Here is a 24,618-nt window from a genome sequence, read left to right on the forward strand (position 1 = left end):
TTAGAGAAAAAGAATCCGTAACCTAAAGTGCTTTATCAGGTGTGTAGCTTAGAACGACTCCTGCGGCACCCTCACCCAACCTTCCATCAGAATGCGTGCCGAGCGCGACATGATGGCCTTCTTCACTACCCATTCTCCCTGCTCCTGCTTGGCTTCTGCACCGACCCGCAATGTGCCGGACGGATGCCCGAAACGTACCGCATTGCGCTCACCACCACCGGCTGCAAGGTTTACCAGCGTGCCGGGAATTGCAGCCGCGGTGCCGATGGCAACCGCGGCTGTGCCCATCATGGCGTGGTGCAGTTTGCCCATGGAAACGGCGCGAACCAGCAGGTCAACATCATCGGCTTTAACGGTTTTGCCGCTTGAGGACACATAGTCTTTAGGCGGGCTGACAAAGGCGATTTTCGGCGTGTGTTGACGTGTTGCAGCCTCTTCCGGGGTTTTGATTAGCCCCATGCGCAGCGCGCCGGCCACACGAATGGCCTCAAGCTTCGCCAGTGCCTGCGGATCGGTATTGATTTGTTCGCGCAGTTCAGTGCCCTGGTAGCCGATTTCTTCGGCCTTCACAAAAACTGTCGGGATGCCTGCGCTGATCATGGTCGCCTGTAAGGTGCCAATACCCGGCACTTCAAGCGCGTCCACCAGATTGCCGGTGGGGAACATGGAGCCGCCCTCTTCGCCATCATCTGATGGATCAAGGAACTCCAACACGATTTCTGCTGCTGGGAAGGTCACGCCATCCAGCTCAAAATCCCCTGTTTCCTGAACTTCGCCATTGGTGATTGGGACGTGGGCAATGATGGTTTTATTGATGTTGGCCTGCCAGATTCGCACTACGCAGGTGCCGTTCTGCGGGATTCGCGCTGGATCGACCAATCCGGCATGGATGGCAAACGCTCCGGCTGCGGTGGACAGGTTGCCGCAGTTACCACTCCAGTCAACAAAGGCCTTGTCGATGGAAACCTGACCATAGAGGTAATCAACGTCATGATCCGGCTGGCTGCTTTTAGACAGAATCACGCACTTGCTGGTACTGGAGGTCGCGCCGCCCATGCCATCGATATGCGCCGAATACGGATCGGGGCTGCCGATAACCCGCATAAACAGACGATCCCGAGCTGTACCAGGCTTCTGGCAGGACTCAGGCAGATCTTGTAGGCGGAAGAACACACCTTTACTGGTGCCGCCACGAATATAAGTGGCAGGAATCTTAACTTGCGGTAAATGGGCCATGGCTCGATCCTGATAAATCGTATCGCTGGCGAAATTGTTAAGCCTTGCAAGAGCGACTTCAGGTCGTGGCTGAAGCCGCTCCTTAAGGTCACGTGGTCACTCAGGCTGCGCCGGACTCCAGGAAGTCTTTAGCGAAGCGCTGCAGCACACCGCCCGCCTCGTAGATAGAGACTTCCTCGGCAGTGTCCAGACGGCAAGTCACTTGCACTTCAACCCGCTCACCGTTCTTGCGATTGATGATCAGGGTCAGATCAGTGCGCGGTTTACGCTCACCAACCACGTCGTAAGTCTCAGTGCCATCCAGTTCCAGTGTTTTGCGGTTGGTGCCCGGTTTGAACTCCAGCGGCAGCACGCCCATACCGATCAGATTGGTGCGGTGAATACGCTCGAAGCCTTCGGCAACAATCGCTTCAACGCCAGCCAGACGCACGCCTTTGGCCGCCCAGTCACGAGACGAGCCCTGACCGTAATCCGCACCGGCGATGATGATCAGCGGCTGCTTACGCTCCATATAGGTTTCGATCGCTTCCCACATACGCATGACCTTGCCGTCCGGCTCCACGCGGGCCAGCGAGCCCTTCTTCACTTCTCCATCAACCACAGCCATTTCGTTGACCAGTTGCGGGTTGGCGAAGGTCGCGCGCTGTGCGGTGAGGTGATCACCACGGTGGGTCGCGTAGGAGTTGAAGTCCTCTTCTGGCAGGCCCATTTTCGCCAGATACTCACCCGCAGCCGAGTTGGCCAGAATGGCGTTGGACGGCGACAGGTGATCGGTGGTGATGTTGTCTGGCAGCAATGCCAACGGACGCATGCCTTTGAGCGTACGCTCACCTGCCAGCGCACCTTCCCAGTACGGCGGGCGGCGGATGTAGGTGGAATGCGGGCGCCAGTCGTACAGTGGGCTTTCCGCTTCTTTAACGGTGCCCAGATCAAACATCGGGATGTAGATCTGTTTGAACTGCTCAGGCTTCACGTTGGCGGCAACTATGGCGTCGATTTCTTCATCGCTCGGCCACAGGTCTTTCAGGGTGATTGGGTTGCCTTGGGCGTCATGCCCCAGCACATCTTGCTCGATGTCAAAGCGCACCGTACCGGCAATCGCGTAAGCAACCACCAGAGGTGGCGAGGCCAGAAAGGCCTGTTTGGCATACGGATGGATGCGGCCATCAAAGTTGCGGTTACCTGACAGCACAGCCGTGGCGTACAGGTCGCGGTCAATGATTTCCTGCTGGATCACTGGGTCCAGCGCACCGCTCATGCCGTTACAGGTGGTGCAGGCATAAGCGACGATGCCGAAGCCGAGCTTTTCCAGCTCAGGCAGCAAACCGGATTCTTCCAGATACAGTTTGGCGACTTTGGAACCTGGCGCAAAAGAGGTTTTAACCCATGGTTTGCGAACCAGACCCAGCTCATTGGCCTTTTTCGCCAGCAGACCGGCCGCAACCACGTTCCGCGGGTTGGAGGTGTTGGTGCAGCTGGTGATCGCAGCAATGATCACTGCTCCATCCGGCATCAGCCCTTGGGCTTCTTCCTGCTTGGCGGCAGCCAGTTTGGCTTCGTCAGCAATACCGCGCTCGTTCAGCGCAGAAGTCGGCAGGCGCTTGTGCGGGTTGGACGGGCCAGCCATGTTGCGCACAACGGTGGACAGGTCAAAGCTCAATACGCGCTCATAAACCGCTGTTTTCAGTGCATCAGCCCACAGACCGGTAGTCTTCGCGTAATTCTCAACCAAGGCCACTTGCTCTGGCTCACGGCCAGTCAACTTGAGGTAGTCGATGGTTTGCTGGTCGATGTAGAACATCGCCGCTGTCGCGCCGTATTCCGGGCACATGTTGGAGATGGTGGCACGGTCACCGATGGACAGGCTGTCAGCGCCTTCACCGAAGAACTCGACCCAGGCACCAACCACGCGCTCCTTACGCAGGAACTCGGTCAGGGCCAGAACGATATCGGTGGCGGTAATGCCTGGCTGACGTTTGCCGGTTAGCTTGACGCCGACGATATCCGGTAGACGCATCATTGAGGCGCGACCGAGCATTACGGTTTCAGCTTCCAGACCACCGACACCAATGGCGATCACGCCCAGTGCATCGACGTGCGGTGTGTGGCTGTCGGTTCCGACGCAGGTATCCGGGAAAGCAACGCCGCCACGGGCCTGGATTACCGGGCTCATTTTCTCCAGGTTGATCTGGTGCATGATGCCGTTGCCGGCCGGGATCACGTCGACGTTCTTGAACGCAGTCTTGGTCCACTCAATAAAGTGGAAGCGGTCTTCGTTACGGCGCTCTTCAACTTCACGGTTTTTCTCGAACGCATCTGGGTCAAAGCCTGCGTATTCAACAGCGAGCGAGTGGTCAACAATCAGCTGCGTCGGCACAACTGGGTTAACCTTGGACGGATCACCGCCCTGCTCTGCAATGGCGTCACGCAGGCCGGCCAGGTCGACCAGTGCGGTCTGGCCGAGAATGTCGTGGCACACCACGCGGGCCGGATACCAAGGAAAATCCAGTTCCTGTTTGCGCTCAATCAGCTGCTTCAGCGAGTCAGTCAGCGCTGCGGGATCACAGCGCCGCACCAGTTGCTCCGCCAGAACGCGGCTGGTGTATGGCAGCTTGGCCCAAGCACCGGCCTCGATGGCATCGACCGCTTCGCGGGCATCGAAATAATCCAGCTGAGTACCCGCTAACGGCTTGCGGTATTGGCTGTTCATCTTATTTACGATCCTTCAGGGCGACGAATTTGAGGTCTTCGGGGCCTGTGTAGTTGGCACTCGGGCGGATGATCTTGCCGTCGATGCGCTGCTCGATCACGTGGCTGGACCAGCCGGCGGTACGAGCAATCACAAACAGCGGCGTAAACATGGCAGTAGGCACGCCCATCATGTGGTAGCTGACGGCGCTGAACCAATCGAGGTTGGGGAACATCTTTTTGATTTCCCACATGACCGACTCAAGGCGCTCGGCAATGTCGTACATCTTGGTGTTGTTCTGCTCGACTGACAGCTCGCGAGCCACTTCTTTAATGACCTTGTTGCGTGGGTCAGCCACGGTGTAGACCGGGTGACCGAAGCCAATTACGACTTCTTTCTTCTCTACGCGGGCGCGGATGTCCGCTTCGGCTTCGTCCGGGTTGTCGTAGCGTTTTTGGATTTCAAAGGCTACTTCGTTAGCGCCACCGTGTTTCGGGCCACGCAGCGCGCCAATGCCACCGGCAATCGCCGAGAACATATCGGAGCCGGTACCTGCGATAACACGGGAGGTGAAGGTCGATGCGTTGAACTCATGCTCTGCGTACAGAATCAGCGAGGTGTGCATGGCGCGCACCCAAGACTCTTGCGGAGCTTGGCCGTGCAGCAGGTGCAGGAAGTGGCCGCCAATGCTGTCGTCATCGGTTTCAACGTCGATGCGCTTGCCGTTGTGACTGAAGTGGTACCAATACAGCAGCATGCTGCCCAGTGATGCCATCAGTTTGTCAGCAATGTCGCGGGCACCTGGGTGGTTATGGTCGTCCTTCTCAGGTGACAGACAGCCTAGAACGGATACACCGGTACGCATCACATCCATCGGGTGTGCCGATGTCGGCAGTTGTTCCAGCGCTGCTTTCAGTGCAGCAGGCAGGCCGCGCAGGGCTTTGAGTTTGGCTTTGTAAGCGGTCAGCTCAGCAATATTCGGCAGCTTGCCGTGGACCAGCAGGTGGGCGATTTCTTCAAATTCGCAGGTGGTGGCGACATCCAGAATGTCATAGCCACGGTAATGCAGGTCATTGCCGCTGCGGCCAACGGTGCACAGCGCGGTATTACCGGCGGCGGTGCCGCTCAGGGCAACGGATTTTTTCGGTTTGAAGCCTGGGGTGGTCTCTGGGGTAGCGCTCATGGCGTTTATCTCCTGATCTGATCCAGCTGAATTCTTGTTATGTGAGGGCCTGATTAGCGGCCCTTCCCTTACTTCTTCGCAGCGAACAATGCATCAAGGCTCTGTTCAAAGGCGTGGTAATTGATGCGATCGTAAAGCTCCATGCGAGTCTGCATTGTGTCGATGACATTTTTCTGGGTGCCGTCGCGGCGCAGTGCGGTGTAGACGTTTTCGGCGGCCTTGTTCATGGCGCGGAATGCGGACAGCGGGTAAAGCGCGATGGAGACGTCAGCCGAGGCCAACTCTTCTGTGGTGTACAACGGCGTGGAACCGAACTCAGTGATGTTGGCCAGAATCGGTGCCTTCACGCGCTCAGCAAAGGTCTTGTACATCGCAAGCTCAGTGATGGCCTCGGGGAAGATCATGTCAGCACCGGCCTCAATGCATGCAGCCGCGCGATCCAACGCCGAGTTCAGGCCTTCTACAGCCAGCGCATCGGTACGCGCCATGATCACGAAACTGTCATCAGTACGGGCATCAACAGCGGCTTTAATACGGTCAACCATCTCCTGCTGGGAAACGATCTCTTTATTAGGGCGATGACCGCAGCGCTTGGCACCCACCTGATCCTCAATGTGAATGGCTGCAGCGCCAAACTTGATCATGGATTTAACAGTACGGGCGACGTTGAAGGCCGAAGCGCCGAAGCCGGTATCTACATCCACCAAAAGCGGCAGATCGCAGACATCAGTAATGCGACGAACATCTGTCAACACATCGTCAAGGCCGGTAATGCCCAGGTCCGGCAGGCCCAGCGAGCCTGCGGCTACACCGCCACCAGACAGGTAGATCGCCTTGAAACCCGCACGTTTGGCCAGCAGGGCGTGGTTGGCGTTAATCGCGCCGACTACCTGCAGCGGATGTTCTTCAGCGACTGCATCACGGAAACGCTGGCCGGGACTTTTCAAGCTCATGACTCACCTCGGGATTTCGCGGTTTGGGATTGCGCACTCAGGTAATGGCGCTCGATGTTGCGTTTTGATGCACCGATGTGACGGCGCATCAACAGCTCGGCCAGCTCACCGTCACGGTCAGCGATGGCGTCGAGAATACGGTGGTGTTCGTTGAAGGCCTGACGCGGACGGTTAGGCGTGGCGGAGAACTGCAAGCGGTACATGCGCACAAGCTGATAAAGCTCGCCGCACAGCATCTGCACCAATGTCTTGTTGCCGCTGCCTTGAATGATCCGGTAGTGGAAGTCGAAGTCGCCTTCCTGCTGGTAGTAACCGACTCCAGCCTTAAAGGCTGCATCCTGTTCGTGTAATTCAAGAACACGGCGCAGCTCATCAATCTCGGCTTGGGTCATGCGTTCAGCGGCCAGGCGGCAGGCCATCCCCTCAAGGGATTCGCGGATCTCGTAAAGCTCAATCAGCTCAGCATGGCTAAGTGAAACGACTCGGGCACCGACATGCGGCACACGCACTAACAGACGCTGCCCCTCAAGGCGGTGGATCGCCTCACGCAGCGGCCCGCGGCTAATGCCATAGACCCTTGCCAGCTCAGGTTCGGAAATCTTGCTGCCGGGGGCAATTTCGCCCTGGACGATTGCCGTCTGGATGCGGCGGAAAACCTGCTCAGACAGCGTTTCGCTGTCTTCCTGGTCTGTACCCTGCGGATGGGTAAAATCGAGCATATTGTCGACACTGTTTTGATTTGATCGCTCAAATCTAACTATATAGAGGGTTTTGGTCAATCGATCCTGCAAACATTGTCGACAATTAATTCTTTGTGGCACAAAACCTAGGTTATGTAGGTCTCATACCCTCAGAAAGACAGGTAAGTGCCTGCCACTACAGAAAAACAGCATGCTAGAATGCGCGCCGCCCGGGGCTTGGAGAACACTCCTTGGGTGGCCTGCTAGACTCCAAAATCAAGGTCGGCCATACAGTGCTGCAGCATGTACCTATTCGGATGTTGTGCTCCAAACTTATGACAATTAAAAACGCCCTCTTCCTTTTGTTTGTGACGTTGATTCCCAGCATCAGCCATGCTGCAGGAAAGAACATTTATGGGCTCAATGAATACGTCAAAGTGTTTGATCTGAACCTTGATCTGGCCGCTAAGCTGGATACCGGAGCCAAAACTGCGTCGCTGAGCGCACGGGACATCACCCGTTTTAAACGTAACGGCGAAACCTGGGTGCGTTTTAATCTGGCAATTGATGCAAGCCACACGTCTTCTATCGAGCGCCCATTGGCGCGGATCAGCAAGATCAAACGCCGCGCCGGCGACTACGATCCTGAAGAAGATAAAACCTACACAGCCCGCCCTGTGATTGAGCTGGATGTTTGCATGGGGAACAACCTGCAAACTATCGAAGTCAATTTGACTGATCGCAGTGCCTTCGAATACCCACTCTTAATTGGATCAGAAGCGCTCAAGCGTTTTTCAGCGCTGGTCGATCCAAGTCTCACCTACGCTTCAGGCAAGCCAGCCTGCAGCATTGACGTAACCCCTGCCGAGTAACTCCAATGCGCTCTCTTACTCTTCATCTGAAAGTCCTGGTCATACTCCTTGTGAGTCTGGGCGTTCTGATCACGGCTTATCAGATCTTTGTCCTCGGTATTCCCATGACCGAAGATGAGACTGATGATTTGTGGAATATCGACGCCAAAGTCGAGTTCCAGGCCAATGCACGTGAGCCGGTCAAGCTGCAGATGTTTGTGCCGCCACTGACGCAGGATTACGTCAGCCTCAATGAGAGTTTCATCTCTAACAACTACGGCGTCAGCGTCAACCGGGTTGATGGCAACCGTAAGGTGACCTGGTCGGCACGTCGCGCCAGTGGCAAGCAAACGCTTTACTACCGTTTGGTTCTAACCAAGCGTTACAGCGGCGAGCAAAGCCAAACCAAAGGCCCGATCTTCCGTGACAGCCTGCCGGTTGAAGGCCCTGAAAAAATCGCTGCCGAAGCCCTTCTTGCGCCGATCCGCCAGCACTCGGCTGACGTAGAAACTTTCATTAGCGAAACCATCAAGCGCGTTAACAACACCAACGATGACAACGTCAAATTGTTACTCGGCGGTGACGCCTCTACAGCCAATAAAGCCAAGGTGATCGACCTGCTGCTGTCCATCGCCCATGTGCCGATGGAGCGTGTGCACACCATCCGCCTGGCGGCCGATATCGCTCAGTCGCCGGAGCTGTGGCTGCGCAGTTTCAACGGTGAAAACTGGTTGTACTTCAACCCGGAAAGTGGCCAGCAAGGTCTGCCGGCTGATCGCTTGGTTTGGTGGACTGGCGATGCCGATCTGCTGACCCTTGAGGGTGGCAAACAGGCTCAGGTGAGCTTCAGTTTGGATAGCAGCGAGATGAACGCAATCCGCCTTGCCAAGCTGACTGACGAGAATACCGACGCTGACTTCCTTGAGTACTCGCTGTACGGCCTGCCGCTGCAAACTCAGCAGACCTTCATGATCATGGTCATGATTCCGTTCGGCGTGCTGGTGATTCTGATTCTGCGCAACCTGGGCGGCTTGCAGACACTGGGTACCTTTACTCCAGTGCTGATTGCCTTGGCGTTCCGCGAAACCCAGCTCGGTTTCGGTATCGTGCTGTTCACCATCATCACGGCGCTTGGCTTGTCGCTGCGCTCCTATCTTGAGCACCTGAAGCTGCAAATGCTGCCGCGACTGTCAGTAGTGCTGACCTTTGTGGTGGTACTGATTGCTGTGATTAGTCTGTTCAGCCATAAGCTGGGCTTGGAGCGCGGCCTGTCGGTTGCCCTATTCCCGATGGTGATTTTGACTATGACCATTGAGCGTCTGTCTATCACTTGGGAAGAGCGTGGTGGCCCGACTGCCTTCAAGGTAGCCATCGGTACACTGTTCGCAGCAACCCTTGCGCACCTGCTGATGAGCGTTCCGGAGCTGAACTACTTTGTGTTCACCTTCCCGGCTGTATTGCTGATTCTGGTGGGCTTCATGCTGGCAATGGGTCGCTACCGCGGCTATCGCCTGACTGAGCTGTTCCGCTTCAAAGCCTTCCTGAAGGATTGAGCCATGTTCGGACTCTGGAAAACCTGGAAGGCCCTGGAAGCCAAAGGCATCATGGGGATCAACCGTCGTAACGCAGATTACGTTTTGAAGTACAACAAACGTAATCTGTATCCGATCGTGGATGACAAGATCATCACCAAGAATCGCGCTATCGAGGCCGGGATCGCGGTGCCGGAAATGTACGGCATCATTGATACCGAAAAAGGCATCGAGAAACTGCGCGAGATCATTGCTGATCGCCCTGACTTCGTGGTCAAGCCGGCACAGGGTGCCGGTGGTGACGGGATTCTGGTGATCGCTGATCGTTTTGAAGATAAGTACAAAACGGTCTCTGGCAAGATCATCAGTCATGAAGAAATTGAGCAGCAGATTTCCAGTATTCTCTCCGGTCTGTACTCACTCGGTGGGCTGCGTGACCGCGCGCTGATTGAGTACCGGGTTACACCGGATCAGATCTTCAAAAGCATCAGCTACGAAGGTGTGCCGGACATTCGCATCATCGTGCTCATGGGCTATCCGGTGATGGCCATGCTGCGCTTGCCAACCCGCCAGTCCGGCGGCAAAGCCAACCTGCACCAGGGCGCAATTGGAGTCGGTGTGGACCTGGCAACAGGTATTACTCTGCGCGGCACTTGGCTGAACAACAAAATCAGCAAGCACCCTGATACCGCCAATGCGGTTGATGGCGTGCAACTGCCGAACTGGGATGGTTTTATGACACTGGCTGCCGGCTGCTATGAGCTGTGCGGCCTTGGTTACATTGGTGTAGACATGGTGCTGGACCAGGAAAAGGGTCCGTTGATTCTCGAGCTCAACGCCCGTCCCGGCCTAAATATTCAGATCGCCAATGACTGCGGCCTGACTCACCGGGCCCACGCCATCGAGGCACGCTTGGCTGAACTGAAGGAAAAAGGCATCAAGGAAACCCCTGAAGAACGCGTGCGTTTCTCACAAAGCCTGTTCGGCCACGTCAGCCTCAGCGACTGAGTGATCCGTATAAACAACAAAGCCCGGTTTTGCCGGGCTTTGTTGTTTACGGCGATTGGATCAGCGGACGATTGCCAGCTCAAAGGCCCCTTCCCGGCTATGAGCGTGTTTCTGCATACCGCCTTCGTCCAACTGCAAATCTTGCAGAGGCCGTTTAAACGGCTTGTTGTCCAAGGTGCTCAGGCTCAGGTCTTCATTGGTAGTCAACAGCAGCACATAGCGTTCACCGGCGGCCGCACGTACGGGTACGGTGCCTTCGAGAAATGCGTAGCGGTACCAGGTTTCACCATGCAGTTGATACACCGCATCGCTGACCAAGCGGGTCGGTTGTTTGTTTTTATCCAGGAACAACAGGCTCGGATAAGCCACTTGCTTATTGGCAAAGCTGCGCACACGCAAACCAAAGTCGAACTGCGAACGGGGTAATTTAAGAGCAACGTAATGGCTTTTGCCCATCGGGAACTCAAGGCTCGGGGAAAAGCGGTTAAGTTCCTCGTAGCGGGGTTCTTCTGCACTGAGCGGAGTGAAATCGTCTTCGGCTAACTGCCCGCAGCAGAGTCTGATCAGTGCTTCATGCGGCTCAGCAGCGTCGTTTGAAGTGCCTTCCAGCAGCGCTTGCATCGCGGCTGTGGGTTGGCCGTTCAGACCGGGCAACTGGGGCGTTTTTTTACTAAATTCGATGACGCGTCCATTAGTAAATTCGACGCTGTGCCGGTTTGGCGTAACCGCCTGACGCCCTTTAGGCAACACGGTGGAGTTACGCATCCGGCCCTGTTCATCAACCCAGGTGAAATAGCGACCGTCGGCGTCGTCCCGAGCGAAATCCCGTCCTTCGAGCACATCGGAGCTGATGTATTCACTGGCGCGCTGGCCATTCCCCAGCAATACTTCGTGGCCACTCGCCTGCACCTGCTGCCCGGCGTAGAAGCTGTTCTGCAGGTTGCCACTGGCATCGACCCAGGTGAAATAACGCCGTTTGCTTTCTACAGGGCTTTTGCTGCCTGGCCAGTTCGACGTAGTTTCCTGGTTAAGCCGCTCTACATCTGTGCGCTTAGCCGTGTTGCTGGCAGTACGCTGCTGCGCCTCATAACGCTCATCCACAAAAGTGTTATGCACCCTGCCCTGGTCATCCACCCACGTCAGGTAGCGGCCATTTGCCTGGATTTCAAGACAGGTCAGCGATGCAATGAGCATGAACAACGTGCGCATGGCGAACCCTCAGAAGGTGGTGCGGTAGGTCAGCGCCATCACATACGCCTTGACGCTGGTTTTCACATTCAAATCGGCGTACGGGTTGTAGACCATGCTGTCGATCTCCGAGCAGTTGATGTTGCAGCTTGATCCGGCCGGAATGCTTTGCTTGCTGACCAGGTAGTTAAAGCCGAGGTCGATTACAGTGTCCTTGTCCCACTGATAGCCCAGGCCGAAACCGTACAGATGAGCATCACCGAGTGGCGCAAGAACGTCAGCCTTGTCACCTGGAATCGCTGATGGACGCGGCTCATAGCCCAGACGCAGGCTTAGGCGGTCATTGACTTGGTATTCCACACCAATCGCCCAGCTCCATACCGACTCGTAGCCGCGATCCAGAATGATAGTTGTCGCCGTTGCGTTATTGGGTGAGAACAAGCTGGCGATGGTCAGAACGTCCAGCTGGCGATCGAACTCCAGCTCGAAATTGTTCCAGGCCTTGTAGTCTGTCCACTTAACGTCCAGGTTGATCTGCCAGCGCTGATGCGGCTTGAACTTGATCCCAGCAGCAAAGTGAGCCGGATAGGTCATATCGAGCGCGACGTTGCCGCTTTCTTCACCGAACAAGCCGTCTGGAGTGATGCTGGAGAAAACCGCACCAATAAACGAGTTATCCAGGCCTTGCCAGAACCCCTGCCAGTCTTCGCTGTACTTGACCTTGTATTTGCCTTTGAGGCGCGTTTTGGCTTCGCTCTGATACACCGCGCCGAGGGCAAACCAGTCGTTGGGCTCCCAGAGAAACCCGATATTCCAGGTAGGTGACAGGGTCTGCTGCATGTCTACGTCGATGTTGGCGATATCGGTAAACGGACCTAATTCTCCGCCACAAATGTTGAGGAAGACGTCAAACGGTGTGCTGCCAATTTCGCACAAGGCATCCTGCGCTACCCCGACCAACCCTGTCAGGATGCCGGGTGCGCGGAAGTCCTGATTAAGCGCCATGGCCTGATGTGAGAAGCCGATGGACAGGCCCACAGACAGCTCATCGTTCATCTGATAAGCCACTGACGGGGAAAAGTATGTCAGCCGCTGCATCACCAACTCTTTGCCTTGATAGCGTCCGGCGTCATCGCCGTCACGGGCATAACCCAGCGCCTGAGGCGTGTACATATTGGTGGCAAAGGTCAGTTTTGAGCCCGGCGGGTTAATGGAAATACCGGCCATAGGAGCCATCATCAGAGGCAACTCGGTCGGTCCGCCAAGCCCCGGTAAGTACATCATTGCTGCATGGGTTTTACTGGATGAGCCGGCAATCGCGTCATCCTTCAACCCCAGAAAGTTACTCCCGTAATTCTCCGGGGCATCGAATTTGGCGCGGATATCCATCATCCCAGTGATGAATTTCACACTCGTCTGCCGGCCTTTGAGCTTGGTCAGAGCGGCCGGGTTGTAGTGCACCGAATCCATGCCCGTGAAATCAGCTGTCACCGCATTGCCCAGAGCCATGGCCTTGGGACTTCCAATTGTCAGGTTCTGCGCCAGTTGTGCGTGTGCACCACCGGCTGCAAACAGGCTCGCCCAAACCACCGCCTGCGCAAGCAGCGAAATTCGCATCGTCATCTGAGTATGCTCGCGCTTATTGGGCCTTGAGGCCTTCGATATCCAATGGCATGGAAAGCCCCAGAATCACGTCTGGCGAGTCTTCGGTCATACCGAACCCAGCGTTGACGTTGACGATCCGGTCTGGCGCGGTACGCAAGCCCAGTGAAAAGTTCATGACTGAGCTGGTCTGCTCACTCCCTTCCGCCTTGCCGTCTACAAAACGGAAGGTGGGCTTGAGTGAATGCTGCATCTGATACGAGGTTGCCAGCGACACGTCATAGGACAGCGAGTAGGCGAAGCCCATGCTCAAGTTAATGGATGAGCCTGGTTCGACTTCCTCCAGCAAACGGCCGCCCCGCACCTGATCAATATCTTTAACCGGCAAGTTGTAGGTGTATCCGACCGAACCAAACAGCACGACCGGATCAATCACGTAGGAGACATTCGCCCCTAAGCCCAAGCTGTAATAGCCGCTGCCAGTAGACAGGTCATTGTTCGGATTGATGTCATACGGACTGTCTCCAGTCGGTAGGCCCAAGGTTGCATAAAGCGTGGTAACAGGTTTGCCGCGCAATGAAGTCCAGGGTTGCCAGCGCAAACTGGCAGAGACATCGCCGAGGCTGTAGGCATCCAGATCGCGCTCGGTGTCGTATTTGGCGATCAGCGGAACCCTGAAACTGAAGGTCAGGTTGTCCCAGACGCCATAGTCAAAGGTGAAAGAGTTGGTGAAGGTGTGATTGGCTTCACTATGGCCGATGACACTGTAGACATCCTTGCCCGTGCGGATGGTCTCGATCATCGTGTCGCGCACCAGCGAGTAGTCAAAACCATAGGTCAGCGTGCGCTCACCTTTCTTCAGTAGGGTGTAACTTTTTTCCGCCGCCTGAAACACTTCTTCCAGGGCTTTGGTGCTGTCTGCGTCATCATCCTTTTTGCTCAGTGCCTGACGGGCGTCATCAACCGTTGCCTCGTCAGCATGCAGTGCCTGGCTGAACATAGCGCTCAGTACTACCAGCCACACCAATCCCAAACCCCTCATGGAACAGCCCCCACTATTATTGTTATACCGGGCGTTTTATTTGCGTCGGATGTATTGAATGTCACCCCCAGAGCCCAATTCAGTGGCCTGGTTTTCGGTGAATTTGGTGATTTGCGGAAACTCTTTAAACGCCAGCAAACTCATCGTACGGTCATCAATTAATCGCAGATCAGTCTCTTTCAGTGCCAGCGCATTCGGCGGTTCATTACCTTTGGGGAAAATCACAAACAGGACGTTTTGATCCCAGATTTCTTCGAAACGCGTGCGGGTGAAACTGATGTTACCCAGCGCTGGGTCTGCCACGAAAACATGGTCGTTGTGCACATCACGCACTACGACAAAGTGTTTAAAGCCTGCATATTCAATGGGCACGATGGCCGGGTGCTCGAGCTCGTCGAGGTCTTTGAATGCAGCACGGAATCCGCCGCTGTTATAGCCCAGGGCGGTCATAAAACGCTTCATATCCAGCAAAGAGAAACCACGGCGTTCGACGATCTTGTCGGTCTCACCGTACTGCAGCAGCCCTTCCATAACCTGTTGCTCTTGCAGGTTACGGCCAAGGTAATAATCCAGAAGCGTGGTTAGTGCTGCTGAACCGCAGCTGTAGTCATAGGCCTGACGGATAACATTACGGAACTGCAGCTGGTTCATGGGTTCAAGAGTAACGGTCTCACGCCATGGCCCGTTCGGCAGTACATGCTGATTGATGTGCACAGTACCTGGAGCCTGAGGCTTGGTTTCAACAGCCTCGGTAAAACCCCATACACCAATCATGCTGCCTAGCAGAATCTCGATCATCAGCCACTACCACTCCTTTCATAAGGAAAAGTCTTACCGGCTTGCACCGGTAAGACTTTCCATGGAACGGACTAACTAAGTGAACTTAGTGGCCCCAAACGTTGATAGTGGTACCGCCCATATCGACGTTGGAAATAGTCACGCCGCCCAGGCTTGCAGCAGTGGTAGCGCCGACTTTGATCGCAGCTACAGACAGTTGGCCGGTCATTTCAGGCAGGGTGATTTGCAGTTGTTTAACAGTGCTGCCACCAGTCAGGGCGCCATCGCCTACGTCCACTTTCAGCGGGCTGTCGTTACTGATCTCGAAACCGCTGAATGCGATAGTTTCAAGGCGCAGGTCACCGCCGTCATCGTTCCACGCGATGGAGCCGATAGAACCGCTGAAGTCACCGGAAATGCTGATACCAGCCTGACCGCTTACAGTTGCCAAGGCAGAGTCATCCATTGCTTTCAGCTCAGCTTGAGCCATGAAAGGAACAGCCAGAACAGCGGCAGCCAGGGCCAGTTGCTTGATGGTTTTCATTCTTATTCTTTCTCCACAGTTCACTTAGAGGTTGTTCCTGGCAGGCCCTCGGACTCCTGTCCCCTAACAGCGCCAGCAGCTCTCGCTACAACACCAGGTCCGGCACGCAATTCCAGAATGTGTCCGGTGATGAATCGACATCACGTGTGTTGTCGACCTGGTGACAAAGCTAATGGCACTTGCCCAACCTGCCAGCCCATCCAATGAATGGAGCATTTGTACTAACTAATATTCAGGACTCACTGAGTAAACCCAACGCTTTGCCTTTCAGTACCGCTTGGGTACGACTGCGCACCCCAAGTTTTGAGAACAAATTGTGCAGATGCCACTTAATGGTGGCCTCTGACAAATGCACGGCTTGGGCGATATCACGATTGGAAAGTCCTGCTGCAACAAAGCGCAGAATCTCCCGCTCCCGGTGGCTAACATCTTGATTTTCATCGAACATTTTCAGATCGATTGACAGCCTTAGGCACTGCTCTCGCAGCTGCTCGGCAAGCCCCTGCCATTTCCCGGCAATTTTTGGCTCAGCTTCGCGCCACGCTTCGAGCAGCGGCAGGATCCACAAAGCGTCATCCAGGAATAAGCGGCGGTATCCTGCTGACCACGCCTGCTCAATGATTTGCCCAAACAGTGCAAACGCCTTGTCGCTGTTACCCTTTCGCCAAAGCGCCACTGAAAGTAACAGGGAAAGACGCAATCGCCGGTCTTTGCGGTGCTCAGCCAGCTGTTTGGATAGGTTGGCTTCCAGCGTCGCCTGCGCCTTATCGGCACGACGCTCGCTCAGGGCAAGGCGGGCCTCAGTGATTGCCAGCATCGTTTCGGCATCGGCATAACGCCCTTCAGCGAAGCTGGCCAAATGGCGTTGCAACTGCAGACAAGTGCGCTCGGCCTCATTCGGTTTGCGCAGCCATAAGAGAAACTGCACCTTGCAGCTCATCCCCAGTGCATACACACGCTCATAACCGGGGCCGTGCAGAGACTCCAGCCAATCATCAAGCTCTGCCAGGGCCGACACGCCCTCCCCGGCAAAGAATCGTGCTTTGGCCAACACCAGTTTGCCGCGGCTGATCAACTCGATAGGCGTTGCCACATCTCGCCACGTAGTTGCCTGCGGCAGCTCCGCAAGAATGGCGGCGTGGCGGTCCTGCTCATAAAGCAGATCGGCGTAAGCCAGCGCCAGCGGCCCACCCACCCGACTGTGGCGGCCGAAAACCTGTTCGACCCTTAAGCGCGCAGCCTCTGCCAGCACACGCCCCTGCTCTGGGTGGCCCATTTCTTTACACACCAGCGACTCGATCAGGCTGACGACGACATTAAGGTACTCGCTGTCGCCGTTACGCAGGCTATTGCGCGCCAGATGAATGGACTTTTCAGCTTGGCCAAACTCGCCGAGTAGCGCGTACGCCGCAGCCTGAATACAGGCCAAGCTGGCGCGGAAGATCGGCTGGCTGTCAGGCACCATGCTCAGCCAGTGACGGGCTACTTTGAGAGCTCCTTCAAGCTTGTCCTGATAGAGCAACACCAAGGCCTTGAGGACCTGAGCGACAGCAAGCAGGAGCATCAGGCCGAAATTGAGTGTCTTGCCACGGCTTTGAATCAAACGGTTGCTGATTTCTTCAATCAGCGCTTCGGCTTCTGCGTACTTGTGCTCAAACGCCAAATGCCAGGCGTAGAAAATCTGGAATACCGGGTGTTCGCGAATAACCTCAGAGGGCACCTCCTTAAGCACTGTGAGGATGCCATAAACCTGATTAGCCGCAATCAATGTGGCCCCATGGCGTTCCAGTAAGTCCGCAGCAAAGGTGTAATCCCGTGCACGTAGAGCGTACTTGACCGCTTTGTCGACCATGTCATGGCTTTCACACCAACGCGAAGCCGCATGCAGCAAATGGGACGGACTGGAGCCACGGTTGACCCTGCTCTGCAAAAACTCGGCGAACAGATGGTGGTAGCGGTACCAACTGCCTTGGGCATCCAGGGCGATAATAAACAGCTGGGCTTTGCGCAACTCCTGAAGCGTCTGATCGGCATCACTGCGGCCGGTTAATGCATTGCACAAATCAGCATTGAATTCGTCCAGCAGCGAGGTTTGCTCAAGAAACAGCTGCTGCTCGGCAGGCAAGTGCCTGAGCACATCCTCGGTGAGGTAATCAGCAATATTGCGCTCGGTACCGGACAGTCCGGCCAGCAGCGTCTTGCGCTCAGAGTTGCGCGCCAGCGCCAAGGCGAACAAGTGTAAGGCTGTGACCCAGCCTTCAGTACGCTTATAAAGCAGATCCAACTCACGATCACTGAGAGGGATTTGTTTTAGCTGATGGAAATAGGCCTCTGTTTCACTCCGACTCAGGCGCAAATCATCGGCTTCTATCCAGACGACTTGCCTGGTGTTCAATGAGCCTGGATTAGCCATCACTGTGCGGTAACGCGTCGTACCGACCACGTAGATGTTGTCCGGGGCGTTCTGTAGAAAGCGGATAACCAGCTCATCCAGCTTCAGCTGACGCACACGGTGTACATCATCCAGCAGTAAATACAACGGGACGTGACACTTCTTCAGGTCAGCAATAAACGCATCCAGTAACACCTCATTCGGCAGGCTCAGGTCCTCGCCCAAGAGCCTCAGGGTACCGCTGCACAGACCGGGCAATTGCGCCTCAATCCCCGCTACCAGATAGCGCAGCAGGCGACGGGGCTCACTGTCCGCCTCATCACAGGACAGCCAGGCGACTTTCGCACCGGCCTCAATCAGGCGCAGGCGAAACTGGCTCAGTACCGTACTTTTGCCAAAACCCGCCGGAGCACTGAGGATCATCAATCGCTGCTGGCGTTTATCAAACAGATGCTCAAGCAGCTCGGTCCGGGCCAACATGGGCCGCCCGCTACCTTCTGCCGGATACAACTTGGTTCTCAGCAAGGGTACTGCAGTGTTTTGTGTGCTCAGCATACGGTTCATGTTTCCAGGAGACTCAGTTCTCGGGCCCGTCTGATAGCTTGGGTGCGATTACGCACTTTGAGCTTTTCGTAAATGTTGTGCAGGTGCCACTTAACTGTGCCTAGTGCCAGCGCCAGCTGTTTGCCGATTTCCTCATTGGAAAGCCCCTCAGCAGCCAGCTTCACCACCTCGCATTCGCGCTCAGTCAGTTCTTCCTCCAGCTCACCCTGAGCCTGGCGTGACTTCTGCCCAGGCCATAACGCCAGCACACTGCGGATAAAACCCTGCATAGCCGGCTGGCGTTCTGCGATCTCCAGTTGCTGGAGTAGTTGGCGAATGGCTTCGCCTTCTTCAATAAACAGACTGCGTACGCCCTCGCGCTCAGCGCCGATCAGGCACTGCAAGAGCAAACTGTGGGAGCGTTCCTGATAGCCCAGGCGCTGATAGCTGAGTGCCGCCAACAGATCCAGGCGCAGACGGTGCATGCCGTGCCAATTGTCCAGTAGCAGCCCACGCAACTGGCTGATTTCATGCAGCGCTTCGCTGTAGTGCCCCCGCGCCTGCTGCAGGCGGACCCTGCACAGTCCCCTAACCCACAACACCGGATTGAAGCGCATATGCTGATAGTGTTCAGCCAGCTTCGACCACTCAACGCTTTGCCAGCGCTGTTCCGCTCGTTTTACCCTGTCGGCCGCAGGCTCTTGCAGAATTTGGACGATTTCATCGGCGACTGCCTGGGTGTAGAAGCGCCAGGTCTTGTTCCGCACTGACAGATTCTGCATCAGCATCAGATTGTTCTGGGCTTCTTTGGCGTTGTCCCGTAAGCGCTGAATATGGGCCAGGCACAACATACCCTGGGCATAAATGTCGATCGGGTTGATCACATCCAGTGTCGCCAGTGCCCAACGCAGGCGTTCTTCAATGCCTTCGAGGCGGCCCTGACTGTAAGCAATCAGCGCCTCACTGATGGTCGGAATGGCCAGTGCCCTTGAGCGTTCAGCGAACCACGGAATAATCCGCGAGCGCAGCTGTGCAGCCAGTAGTTCCGCTTGGCGAATGTGGCCGCGCTCCATACTCAGCAGCACTTCCACATTACTTAGCTGGATGTCCAGATAGCGCCCTTCAAGGAAATGATTACGCTGCTGCGCCAGAGCCAGCAGTTTCTTGGCCTCATCAGGTTGAGCCAGCATCACACTGGCCAGAGCGCCGACGATCAGAATAGCCACTTCCAGGAAGGCAGCATGCTGGCCTAGTTGGGCCTCAATCCGCCGTGCCAGCATCACGCACGTTTGCAAATCGTCCTTTTGCAATGCCAACACTGATTTGACCGCAAGCGCTGCCAGCAGCTTGTCATTTAACGTGCCCTGCCCGCGTGTCTCACTCCATCGTTCAATCAGCTCATCCAGCATGCGATTGGCTTCTGACAGGCCCATCTCGGCGGCCCGTGTCCACACATCCGCCAGCACCAGAATGGGGAAACGCTCAGCGATCTCATTTGGAACTCGTTGCCGCCAGCGATAAATCAAGTGCAGTTGGCCACGGTTAATCAGCTCAAGCCCACAGCCATCGACCAGTGCAGCGAGCATTTCCGGGTCCTCAGCCAGGCAAGCATGCTCAATCGCCAGGTTTTGCATGTGATGGTTGGTGAACCACAGGCTGGCATTGAAGTGCAGCTGTTTGAAGCGCTCAGGCTCACGCTCGCGCAAACGATTGCGAAGAAACTCAGCAAACAGGTTATGAAAGCGGTACCACTGCCGTTCGTGATCTAAAGGCAGTAGAAACAGCTGCATGCCTTCGATTTCTTCCAACAGTTGCTGGCCGTCCTGACGTCCGGTCAGGGCATTGGCCAGATCGCCACTGAGTTGCTGGGCGATACCCAGTGCCAGCAACAGCTCCTGACGCTCAGTGGGCATCTGCTCGAACACACTACGTAGCAAGTACTCGCCTACCTCGACCTGATCGTCGCCCAGTACTGAGATCGGTGAGTTGGCGTCTGCCCGATGGCGCAACCACAGACAAGCCAGTTGTAAGCCGACCAGCCAGCCTTCGGTTTGCTCATATAGCGATGCAAAAACCGCCGGCTCTAGCTCCAGGCCTGATCGGGACAGATAAAGGCGCGCTTCATCAGGGCTTAGGCGCAACTCCTTTTCACCGATTTCCAGCAACAGGTCTTTCGCCCGTAGAGTCGCCAGATTCAACGCTGGCTGCGAACGGCAACCAATCGCCAGGGTGAATCCTTCCGGAGCAAATTTGATAAGGCGGTTTAATGCGGATATCAGCTCAGGATTCTGGATTACATGTAAATCATCCAGAACCAGCAGCACCGGAGACTCCAGCTGAGTCAGGTGTACCAACAGGCTTTCCATCACAGCCGCTACTGGCACATACATGACGTTTTGCAGGTAAGCCTTGGCATCATCACCAAAACCAGAGATCTGGGCCGCTAGCGCGTCAATCAGATTGCGCAGAAACTGACCAGGCTCGTCATCCTCTGGCACCAATGACAACCAGGCGACCGCATGCCCGCTCTGCTCCCGTTCATGGGCCAGGGCAAGCAAACAACTGGTTTTTCCGAAGCCTGCAGGAGCAGCTAACAGCAGAACGCGAGCGTGGGGGTTAGCCTTAAGGGCCGACTCGAGCTGTGGGCGGGAAAGAAAATCAGCCTGCGCTGGCATCAAGCGCGTGCGGGGCAGCTGGGTAGCTGCAGACTGTACTGCTACTTCATCCATGATGAGGAACCCATATTAATTATTGTTGTGGGTGAGTTGATAGCATCGGGATGGCACCATACTAATGATCGAAACCTATCCGAGTAAACACTAGTCGTGCACTAGGATGTAACACTTCGAACTACTACAATCTCGCTCCGCGCCCCGTTCATAAGTACCCCATGCCTACTTGTTTTGTAGTTGATCTGCTCTACCACGCGGCTCCGACCGATTATTTCAGCCGTATTTCCTCTGCGCGCGGAGCCATTCTGCTCGATAGCGGAAAGCCAGTATCTGAGCGCGGACGTTACGACATTATGAGTGCCTGGCCATTGGCAGAACTGGAGACTCAGCCAGACGAACCGGCCAAGGCATTCTTCACGCGCTTGCGCCAAAGCCTGGCAGAGCTCGGCCAGGCGCAATTACCCGCAGGCGAAGAGCTGCCATTCTGTGGTGGTCTGATTGGCTATATGAGCTACGACTTCGGCCGCCGAATCGAGCGCCTGCCTGCATTGGCCAGCAATGATCTTGACCTAAATGATGCAGTGTTTGGCTTGTATGCCTGGGCACTGATCAGCGACCATCAGCTGCAGCGTAGCTGTCTGGTATTTCATCCAAGTCTTGAGGCCGCCGAACGCCAACGCTTAGAACAGCTATTCACTTCTACGAGCGCGCTTGCTGAAAGTGAACCATTTGTTCTTAATGCGCCCTTCACAGCCGATATCAGCGCCGAACAGTACCAGGCAAGTTTTTCCCGCATTAAGCACTACATCAACGCGGGTGACTGTTATCAAGTCAACTACGCCCAGCGCTTTACCAGCAGTTGCAGCGGATCGCCTTGGACTGCATACCGCGCGCTGCGGGCCTCCTGCCCAACGCCCTTCTCCGGCTATGTAAACCTGGGCGATAACGACGCCATTCTCAGTCTGTCCCCCGAACGCTTCGTTCAAGTCCATCAGGGGCTGGTTGAGACCCGCCCAATCAAAGGAACCCGCCCTCGCCAAGCTGATCCGCTGCACGACCAGGCAATGGCTGAAGAACTGCTGAACAGTCCCAAAGACCGCGCAGAAAACCTAATGATTGTGGACCTGCTGCGCAATGACCTCGGGCGTAGCTGCCGAATTGGAACGGTCCGTGTGCCGGAGTTATTCGCCCTAGAAAGTTACCCGAACGTGCATCACTTGGTCAGCGCTGTAACCGGTGAACTAGCTGAAGGGCTTGATGCGCTGGACCTTCTCAGCGGTAGCTTCCCGGGCGGTTCCATCACCGGCGCTCCGAAGATCCGGGCCATGCAGATCATCGATGAGCTGGAGCCGACCCGCCGCGCGCTGTATTGCGGATCGCTGCTTTATTTGGATGTACGCGGCGAGATGGACAGTTCAATTGCCATCCGGAGCTTGCTGATTCGAAACGGCACTGTTTGTTGCTGGGGTGGCGGTGGAATAGTCGCTGACTCGGAAGTTGAGGCTGAGTATCAGGAGTCCATAACCAAAGTCAGCGTGCTCTTAGAGACACTTGAACAACTCACTAAAAACGAAAAAGCCCGCTGATGCGGGCTTTTCTTCGTCGTCTTAACAGCACTTACTCAGCCTGTTTACGCTGACGACGTTCCATATAGCGTTCGACATATGAGCATGACGGGATAACCGAGTAGCCCAGACGCTCAGCATACTGTAATGCATGCTCGGTCAATGCTGCCGCAATGCCGCGACCGCGGAGTGAGTTGGGCACAAATGTCCGGTAAATATCCAGCGTCTGCTTGCCCAGATCCATGTATGCCAGATAAGCCCGATCACCATCGACGATAGTCTCAAATTGGTGAGCAGTCTGGTCGTGCTTGATGGATAGCGCTTCGCTCATCACATCTCCTCATTCATATACGTTCCATACCCGCCCACTGCGCCGGGTTTGTACCTGGCAATCTCGGTGAGCAAGAAGTTACCCGAGCTTAGCAGGCAGAGCGCCATGAGGTCACGCGAATCAACAACTTACGGGATTAGGATTTGGACTTGAGACTCTTTGATTGAAGCCACTAAGGCTAAACCGAATAACTTACTAAACGACTTATGACCCACCAGAAAGCAGTTGAGTTCACACCACTGTATAGCCTTGTTAATCATGTTACGGACACGGACTTTTGATCATTGAGGCGAGTGCTTACATAAGGAAACTGTTTGTTTTTTAATCAAAATTAGATTCAGGCAGAGAAAACCCACCTCTTGTAAGAAAAAATTCGCTTCTCCTTGCTCTCTCTCAGTTTACTTACTACAAGTTACAGGTACTATGTACGCCGGCCAATTTCCCAGTTTTGGGGAATTGCTTTTATGGAAAACTCCACCTCTTAAGGGGAACACGATGAACAACGTTCTGAAATTCTCTGCTCTGGCTCTGGCCGCAGTTCTGGCTACCGGTTGCAGCAGCGTATCTAAAGAAACCGAAGCTCGCCTGACTGCTACTGAAGACGCAGCTGCTCGCGCTCAAGCTCGTGCTGACGAAGCCTACCGTAAGGCTGATGACGCTCTGGCTGCTGCTCAGAAGGCTCAGCAGACTGCTGACGAAGCCAACGAGCGCGCTCTGCGCATGCTGGAAAAAGCTAGCCGCAAGTAATTGCACTCAGGCTGCTAGAAAAGCCGCTCCGGTAACGGGGCGGCTTTTTTATTGCCCGCATTTTGCCATGCTGGCTGAGAACCCTTAGTTCCCAGCCCAGAACATCCTTATTGCTGCAGTTCTTGTTCAGTGAACAGATCGCTGAACAACATACTGCTTAGATAGCGCTCACCGGAGTCAGGCAGAATCACCACGATTGTCTTGCCCTGCATATCCGGTTCCTGAGCAACTTTGATCGCTGCGGCCATAGCAGCGCCGCCAGAAATACCGCAGAGAATGCCCTCTTCGCGCATCAATCGCAGCGCCACAGCCTTGGCATCTTCATCGGTCACCTGCTCGACCCGGTCGACCAGACTCAAATCAAGGTTGCCGGGCACAAAACCCGCGCCGATGCCTTGAATTTTATGAGGGGCAGGTTTCGGTTCTTCACCAGCTAACGTCTGGCTGATAACCGGCGAGCCGACAGGCTCAACCGCAATTGAAAGCAGTGCTTTACCTTGGGTGTGTTTGATGTAACGGGAAATACCGGTAATGGTGCCGCCGGTACCAACGCCTGCCACCAAGGCATCGACGTTACCGTCCGTGTCATTCCAGATTTCCGGCCCGGTGGTCTTTTCGTGAATGGCCGGGTTAGCGGGGTTGGTAAACTGCTGAGGCAGGAAGTGATTAGCCGGATCCGCCGCAACAATTTCAGTCGCCTTCTCAATGGCTCCTTTCATGCCCTTAGCTGGCTCAGTCAGAATCAGCTCAGCGCCCAGCGCCTTGAGGACCTTGCGGCGCTCAAGGCTCATAGAGGCCGGCATGGTCAAAATGAGTTTGTAACCACGGGCAGCAGCTACAAAGGCCAGACCGATACCGGTATTGCCGGACGTTGGTTCAACGATGGTCATGCCGGGTTTAAGAACGCCCCGCTCTTCGGCGTCCCAAATCATATTGGCACCAATACGGCACTTAACGGAGTAACCCGGGTTACGCCCTTCTGTCTTGGCCAGAATGGTGACGCCCTTAGGCCCCAGACGGTTAATCCGTACCAGCGGTGTGTTGCCGATAGCTTGTGCGTTGTCAGTGAAAATACGGCTCATG

At 55.4% G+C, this 24,618-nt stretch carries 19 protein-coding genes; 5 read left to right on the plus strand and 14 right to left on the minus strand.

Annotated elements, in window-relative coordinates; translation table 11 throughout:
- Window positions 1–48: 48 nt before the first annotated feature.
- The 5 genes from prpF to AO726_RS18060 all read right to left on the minus strand — a co-directional run bounded on the left by prpF (window position 49) and on the right by AO726_RS18060 (window position 6,780).
- On the minus strand, window positions 49–1,236 hold the full coding sequence (prpF, locus tag AO726_RS18040; RefSeq protein ID WP_058069499.1) for a 2-methylaconitate cis-trans isomerase PrpF: 1,188 nt from the start codon (window positions 1,234–1,236) through the stop codon (window positions 49–51).
- 100 nt (window positions 1,237–1,336) lie between these two features.
- Window positions 1,337–3,946: a Fe/S-dependent 2-methylisocitrate dehydratase AcnD gene (acnD, locus tag AO726_RS18045; protein ID WP_058069500.1), complete on the minus strand. Its 2,610-nt coding sequence runs from the start codon at window positions 3,944–3,946 to the stop codon at window positions 1,337–1,339.
- A 1-nt stretch (window position 3,947) separates the two neighbouring features.
- Complete coding sequence (gene prpC / locus AO726_RS18050; protein ID WP_058069501.1) at window positions 3,948–5,108, minus strand: bifunctional 2-methylcitrate synthase/citrate synthase; 1,161 nt, start codon at window positions 5,106–5,108, stop codon at window positions 3,948–3,950.
- A gap of 68 nt (window positions 5,109–5,176) precedes the next feature.
- Window positions 5,177–6,061 carry a methylisocitrate lyase gene (gene prpB / locus AO726_RS18055; RefSeq protein ID WP_058069502.1) on the minus strand — a complete coding sequence of 295 codons (885 nt, stop codon included), beginning with the start codon at window positions 6,059–6,061 and terminating at the stop codon, window positions 5,177–5,179.
- Window positions 6,058–6,780, minus strand: coding sequence for a GntR family transcriptional regulator (locus AO726_RS18060; protein WP_058069503.1), 723 nt, complete (start codon window positions 6,778–6,780; stop codon window positions 6,058–6,060). The genes prpB and AO726_RS18060 overlap by 4 nt, the downstream gene beginning before the upstream one ends.
- Before the next feature lie 296 nt (window positions 6,781–7,076).
- Between AO726_RS18060 and rloA the strand changes: the two genes are divergently transcribed.
- From rloA to AO726_RS18075, 3 genes are read left to right on the plus strand one after another with little or no spacing between them, the layout of a single operon-like run.
- Window positions 7,077–7,613 (plus strand): retropepsin-like aspartic peptidase RloA, encoded by a 537-nt coding sequence (rloA, locus tag AO726_RS18065; protein WP_058069633.1) that lies wholly within the window; start codon window positions 7,077–7,079, stop codon window positions 7,611–7,613.
- 5 nt (window positions 7,614–7,618) lie between these two features.
- Window positions 7,619–9,145 (plus strand): osmotic stress tolerance membrane protein RloB, encoded by a 1,527-nt coding sequence (gene rloB / locus AO726_RS18070; RefSeq protein ID WP_058069504.1) that lies wholly within the window; start codon window positions 7,619–7,621, stop codon window positions 9,143–9,145.
- A 3-nt stretch (window positions 9,146–9,148) separates the two neighbouring features.
- Window positions 9,149–10,132, plus strand: a complete 984-nt coding sequence (locus AO726_RS18075; RefSeq protein ID WP_058069505.1) for an alpha-L-glutamate ligase-like protein — start codon at window positions 9,149–9,151, stop codon at window positions 10,130–10,132.
- A gap of 60 nt (window positions 10,133–10,192) precedes the next feature.
- On the opposite strand, the gene AO726_RS18080 is transcribed toward AO726_RS18075, so the two are convergent.
- The 7 genes from AO726_RS18080 to AO726_RS18110 all read right to left on the minus strand — a co-directional run bounded on the left by AO726_RS18080 (window position 10,193) and on the right by AO726_RS18110 (window position 20,949).
- The gene (locus tag AO726_RS18080) at window positions 10,193–11,341 is read right to left on the minus strand and encodes a MalM family protein (protein ID WP_058069506.1); all 1,149 of its coding nucleotides are present in this window, start codon (window positions 11,339–11,341) and stop codon (window positions 10,193–10,195) included.
- A gap of 9 nt (window positions 11,342–11,350) precedes the next feature.
- Entirely contained in the window at window positions 11,351–12,943 is a 1,593-nt protein-coding gene (locus AO726_RS18085; protein ID WP_152987318.1) for an outer membrane protein transport protein, read from the minus strand.
- Window positions 12,944–12,959: 16 nt separating this feature from the next.
- Window positions 12,960–13,922, minus strand: a complete 963-nt coding sequence (locus AO726_RS18090) for a transporter (RefSeq protein ID WP_241492145.1) — start codon at window positions 13,920–13,922, stop codon at window positions 12,960–12,962.
- Window positions 13,923–14,000: 78 nt separating this feature from the next.
- The gene (locus AO726_RS18095) at window positions 14,001–14,762 is read right to left on the minus strand and encodes a C39 family peptidase (protein WP_058069509.1); all 762 of its coding nucleotides are present in this window, start codon (window positions 14,760–14,762) and stop codon (window positions 14,001–14,003) included.
- Window positions 14,763–14,847: 85 nt separating this feature from the next.
- The gene (locus tag AO726_RS18100) at window positions 14,848–15,285 is read right to left on the minus strand and encodes a DUF6160 family protein (protein ID WP_058069510.1); all 438 of its coding nucleotides are present in this window, start codon (window positions 15,283–15,285) and stop codon (window positions 14,848–14,850) included.
- A 232-nt stretch (window positions 15,286–15,517) separates the two neighbouring features.
- Window positions 15,518–18,241, minus strand: coding sequence for a helix-turn-helix transcriptional regulator (locus AO726_RS18105; RefSeq protein WP_058069511.1), 2,724 nt, complete (start codon window positions 18,239–18,241; stop codon window positions 15,518–15,520).
- Entirely contained in the window at window positions 18,238–20,949 is a 2,712-nt protein-coding gene (locus AO726_RS18110; protein ID WP_152987319.1) for a LuxR C-terminal-related transcriptional regulator, read from the minus strand. Before AO726_RS18110 ends, AO726_RS18105 begins: the two co-directional genes overlap by 4 nt.
- 161 nt (window positions 20,950–21,110) lie before the next feature.
- Here AO726_RS18110 and pabB point away from each other — a divergent pair, with 161 nt between their 5' ends.
- Complete coding sequence (pabB, locus tag AO726_RS18115; RefSeq protein ID WP_058069512.1) at window positions 21,111–22,478, plus strand: aminodeoxychorismate synthase component I; 1,368 nt, start codon at window positions 21,111–21,113, stop codon at window positions 22,476–22,478.
- A gap of 31 nt (window positions 22,479–22,509) precedes the next feature.
- Here pabB and AO726_RS18120 read toward each other — a convergent pair whose 3' ends face one another.
- The gene (locus AO726_RS18120) at window positions 22,510–22,788 is read right to left on the minus strand and encodes a GNAT family N-acetyltransferase (protein WP_058069513.1); all 279 of its coding nucleotides are present in this window, start codon (window positions 22,786–22,788) and stop codon (window positions 22,510–22,512) included.
- Between the two features lie 495 nt (window positions 22,789–23,283).
- Between AO726_RS18120 and oprI the strand changes: the two genes are divergently transcribed.
- Complete coding sequence (gene oprI / locus AO726_RS18125) at window positions 23,284–23,535, plus strand: outer membrane lipoprotei OprI (RefSeq protein WP_037058464.1); 252 nt, start codon at window positions 23,284–23,286, stop codon at window positions 23,533–23,535.
- Window positions 23,536–23,642: 107 nt separating this feature from the next.
- Here oprI and cysK read toward each other — a convergent pair whose 3' ends face one another.
- Entirely contained in the window at window positions 23,643–24,617 is a 975-nt protein-coding gene (cysK, locus tag AO726_RS18130; RefSeq protein ID WP_058069514.1) for a cysteine synthase A, read from the minus strand.
- Between the last annotated feature and the right edge of the window lies 1 nt (window position 24,618).

Source organism: Pseudomonas sp. TTU2014-080ASC (assembly GCF_001446935.1).
Lineage (GTDB): Bacteria > Pseudomonadota > Gammaproteobacteria > Pseudomonadales > Pseudomonadaceae > Aquipseudomonas.

Excerpts from the sequence above, each read along its gene's own strand:
- AO726_RS18090 (WP_241492145.1), bottom strand. The coding sequence starts at position 13,922 with ATGTTCAGCCAGGCACTGCATGCTGACGAGGCAACGGTTGATGACGCC.
- pabB (WP_058069512.1), top strand. The coding sequence starts at position 21,111 with ATGCCTACTTGTTTTGTAGTTGATCTGCTCTACCACGCGGCTCCGACC.
- prpB (WP_058069502.1), bottom strand. The coding sequence starts at position 6,061 with ATGAGCTTGAAAAGTCCCGGCCAGCGTTTCCGTGATGCAGTCGCTGAA.
- rloB (WP_058069504.1), top strand. The coding sequence starts at position 7,619 with ATGCGCTCTCTTACTCTTCATCTGAAAGTCCTGGTCATACTCCTTGTG.
- AO726_RS18080 (WP_058069506.1), bottom strand. The coding sequence starts at position 11,341 with ATGCGCACGTTGTTCATGCTCATTGCATCGCTGACCTGTCTTGAAATC.
- AO726_RS18095 (WP_058069509.1), bottom strand. The coding sequence starts at position 14,762 with ATGATCGAGATTCTGCTAGGCAGCATGATTGGTGTATGGGGTTTTACC.
- AO726_RS18110 (WP_152987319.1), bottom strand. The coding sequence starts at position 20,949 with ATGGATGAAGTAGCAGTACAGTCTGCAGCTACCCAGCTGCCCCGCACG.
- AO726_RS18105 (WP_058069511.1), bottom strand. The coding sequence starts at position 18,241 with ATGAACCGTATGCTGAGCACACAAAACACTGCAGTACCCTTGCTGAGA.
- prpF (WP_058069499.1), bottom strand. The coding sequence starts at position 1,236 with ATGGCCCATTTACCGCAAGTTAAGATTCCTGCCACTTATATTCGTGGC.
- prpC (WP_058069501.1), bottom strand. The coding sequence starts at position 5,108 with ATGAGCGCTACCCCAGAGACCACCCCAGGCTTCAAACCGAAAAAATCC.
- AO726_RS18060 (WP_058069503.1), bottom strand. The coding sequence starts at position 6,780 with ATGCTCGATTTTACCCATCCGCAGGGTACAGACCAGGAAGACAGCGAA.
- AO726_RS18120 (WP_058069513.1), bottom strand. The coding sequence starts at position 22,788 with ATGAGCGAAGCGCTATCCATCAAGCACGACCAGACTGCTCACCAATTT.
- AO726_RS18075 (WP_058069505.1), top strand. The coding sequence starts at position 9,149 with ATGTTCGGACTCTGGAAAACCTGGAAGGCCCTGGAAGCCAAAGGCATC.
- AO726_RS18100 (WP_058069510.1), bottom strand. The coding sequence starts at position 15,285 with ATGAAAACCATCAAGCAACTGGCCCTGGCTGCCGCTGTTCTGGCTGTT.
- rloA (WP_058069633.1), top strand. The coding sequence starts at position 7,077 with ATGACAATTAAAAACGCCCTCTTCCTTTTGTTTGTGACGTTGATTCCC.
- oprI (WP_037058464.1), top strand. The coding sequence starts at position 23,284 with ATGAACAACGTTCTGAAATTCTCTGCTCTGGCTCTGGCCGCAGTTCTG.
- acnD (WP_058069500.1), bottom strand. The coding sequence starts at position 3,946 with ATGAACAGCCAATACCGCAAGCCGTTAGCGGGTACTCAGCTGGATTAT.
- AO726_RS18085 (WP_152987318.1), bottom strand. The coding sequence starts at position 12,943 with ATGACGATGCGAATTTCGCTGCTTGCGCAGGCGGTGGTTTGGGCGAGC.
- cysK (WP_058069514.1), bottom strand. The coding sequence starts at position 24,617 with ATGAGCCGTATTTTCACTGACAACGCACAAGCTATCGGCAACACACCG.